The organism is Luteibacter sp. 621 (genome assembly GCF_050435445.1).
Lineage (GTDB): Bacteria > Pseudomonadota > Gammaproteobacteria > Xanthomonadales > Rhodanobacteraceae > Luteibacter.
In genome coordinates, this window is record NZ_JBNDKI010000045.1 from 1 (window position 1) to 2632 (window position 2632).

1 protein-coding gene and 1 pseudogene are annotated in these 2632 nt (G+C 66.6%); one reads left to right on the top strand and one right to left on the bottom strand.

The genetic code is table 11. The annotated features are described in order from the left end of the window. Window positions 1-117 precede the first annotated feature (117 nt). A complete protein-coding gene (gene mgrA, locus ABIE56_RS22570) occupies window positions 118-1158 on the bottom strand; it encodes an L-glyceraldehyde 3-phosphate reductase (RefSeq protein ID WP_429246055.1) in 1041 nt (346 codons plus the stop codon). A 159-nt stretch (window positions 1159-1317) separates the two neighbouring features. Between mgrA and ABIE56_RS22575 the strand changes: the two are divergent. Next, a pseudogene (locus ABIE56_RS22575) lies at window positions 1318-2418 on the top strand (NADH:flavin oxidoreductase/NADH oxidase); the annotation flags it as partial. Between the last annotated feature and the right edge of the window lie 214 nt (window positions 2419-2632).

Below are 2632 nucleotides of genomic sequence, written 5' to 3' on the forward strand. Positions count from 1 at the left end.
CTCCCCCCGCTGTTCGGTTGTGTTGGCTCAATTCGGTTTTTGTTGGCGCGCGCTTGCGCGCGATTCGGGTAAACAGCAAGCACCCATCGCGCGCAAGCGCGCTCCTATAGTCGCTTATCAGCGCTTACCGATGCTGGACGAAACTTCCCACAGATCCACACCGCCGTCCCGCGCGTGCTGGTCGATCTCGGCTAGCTCGGCGGCGCTGAAGTCCAGGTGCTTCACTGCATCGAGCGAATCATCCAGCTGCTCCACCGTGCGCGCGCCAATCAGCGACGAGGTGACGCGCGGATCGCGCAGGGTCCAGGCGATCGCCATCTGCGCGAGGGTCTGGCCACGCTTTTCAGCCATGCCGTTCAGTGCGCGAATGTGCTTAAGGTTCTCTTCGCTCAGCATGTCGCGGCTCATCGAATCCTCGCGGGTCACGCGGGCGTCGGCCGGAATGCCGTTGAGGTATTTGCTGGTAAGCATGCCCTGGGCCAGCGGCGAGAACGCAATGCAACCGGTGCCCAGTTCCCCCAGCGTATCCAGCAGGCCATGCTCGATCGTGCGGTTGAGCATCGAGTAATTCGGCTGGTGAATGAACAGCGGCACGTTCTCGGCCGCGAGGATGGCCGCGGCTTCGCGCGTGAGTTCCGGCGAATACGAGGAGATGCCCACGTACAGCGCCTTGCCCTGGCGGTGCAGGTGCACGAGGGCGTTCATCGTTTCATCCAGCGGCGTGTCGGGGTCGACACGGTGCGAATAGAAGATATCGACGTAATCCAGGCCCATGCGGCGCAGGCTCTGCTCGCAGCTGGCAATCAGGTGCTTGCGCGTGCCGGTCGGGCCGCCGTACGGGCCCGGCCACATGTCCCAGCCAGCCTTCGATGAAATGACCAGCTCATCGCGGTGCGGTACGAAGTCCGCCGCAAACCAGCGGCCGAAATTCTCTTCGGCCGAGCCATACGGTGGGCCGTAGTTATTCGCGAGGTCGAAATGGGTCACGCCGCGATCGAATGCGCGACGCAGGATGGCGCGCCCGGTCTCGAACCGGTCCACACCACCGAAGTTCTGCCAAAGGCCCAGGGACACCGCCGGCAGCACCATGCCACTGCGGCCAACGCGGCGGTAAGGCATGCGGCCGTCATAACGGGCGGGATCAGCAACGTAGGTCATGGAGATTCCTTGCGTGGGGACGTGAGGGGTAGGTGACTTGCTGATGGTAGCGGGTTGCATTCCGAAGGTGAGGTTGCGCATACAAAGGTTTAGCGGGTCTTGACCCACACCCCCGTTGCCCCCAACCCTGCTGGCATCTACTTCCACCAGGGATTCCCGATGGCTAACCCCGTCCTTTTCTCACCGTTCCAGGTCCGCGGCCACGAGTTGGCGAACCGCATCATCATCGCGCCCATGTGCCAGTACTCGGCGGTGGATGGCCAGATGAACGACTGGCACCTGATCCACCTGGGCCAGCTCGCCCTCTCGGGCGCCGCCTTGCTCACGATCGAGGCCTCCGCTGTGCTGCCGGAAGGGCGGATTACCTGGGCGGATGTCGGCCTGTACGACGACGCCACCGAAGAGGCCATGCGCCGCACCCTGGAGAGTGTCCGCCGCTGGTCGGATATTCCGGTGGTGGTGCAGCTCAGCCATGCGGGCCGCAAGGCCTCCACGCAGACGCCGTGGGCCGGCGGCGCCCAGATTGCGCCCGGCACCGAGCGCGGCTGGCAGACCGTCGCGCCCTCGGCCATCCCCTTCCAGGAGGGCCAGGTGGCACCCGTGGCCCTGGACCACGAGGGCATGCAGCGAATCAAGGCGGCGTTCGTCGAGGCGGCAACCCGCGCCATTCGTGCAGGCGTCGATGGCATCCAGCTGCATAGCGCCCACGGCTATCTGCTGCACCAGTTCCTGTCGCCGCTTTCGAACCAGCGCACCGATGACTACGGCGGCTCGCTCGAAAATCGCATGCGCTTCCCGCTCGAGGTCTTCGACGCCGTTCGCAACGCGCTGCCTGCCGGCAAGCTGCTGACCATGCGTGTTTCCGCGACCGATTGGGTCGATGGCGGCTGGGATCTGGCGCAAACCATCGCCTACGCGAAGGCGCTGGAATCACGCGGCTGCGATGCGATCCATGTATCGACAGGCGGCCTGCATCCGGCGCAGAAGATCCCCGTAGGCCCCGGCTACCAGGTACCGTTCGCCCGCGGGGTAAAGGACGCCGTGGCGATGCCGGTCGTGGCTGTCGGCCTGATCACGGAACCCGAACACGCCGAGGCGATCATCGCCAACGGCGATGCCGACATGGTGGCCCTGGCACGCACCATCCTGTACGACCCGCGCTGGCCATGGCATGCGGCCGCGCATCTGGGCGGGCAGGTGAGGGCGCCCAAGCAGTACCTGCGCTCGCAGCCGTCGCGGCACAGGCACCTGTTTCACACCGAGGCCGAGATGAAGCCCGAGGCGCAGTGGGTGCGCGGGCCCGACTGGCGGTACGTGTAGCGATTTTGTGTAGGAGCGGGGGGGGGGGGGGGGGGGGGGGGGGGGGGGGGGGGGGGCGGGCGGCGCCCCCCCCCCCCCCCCCCCCCCCGGGGCGCGAAGGCGCAGCCGGACCCGCGGCCCGGGACGCTGCACCGAGCGATGGACAAGGCGAAAC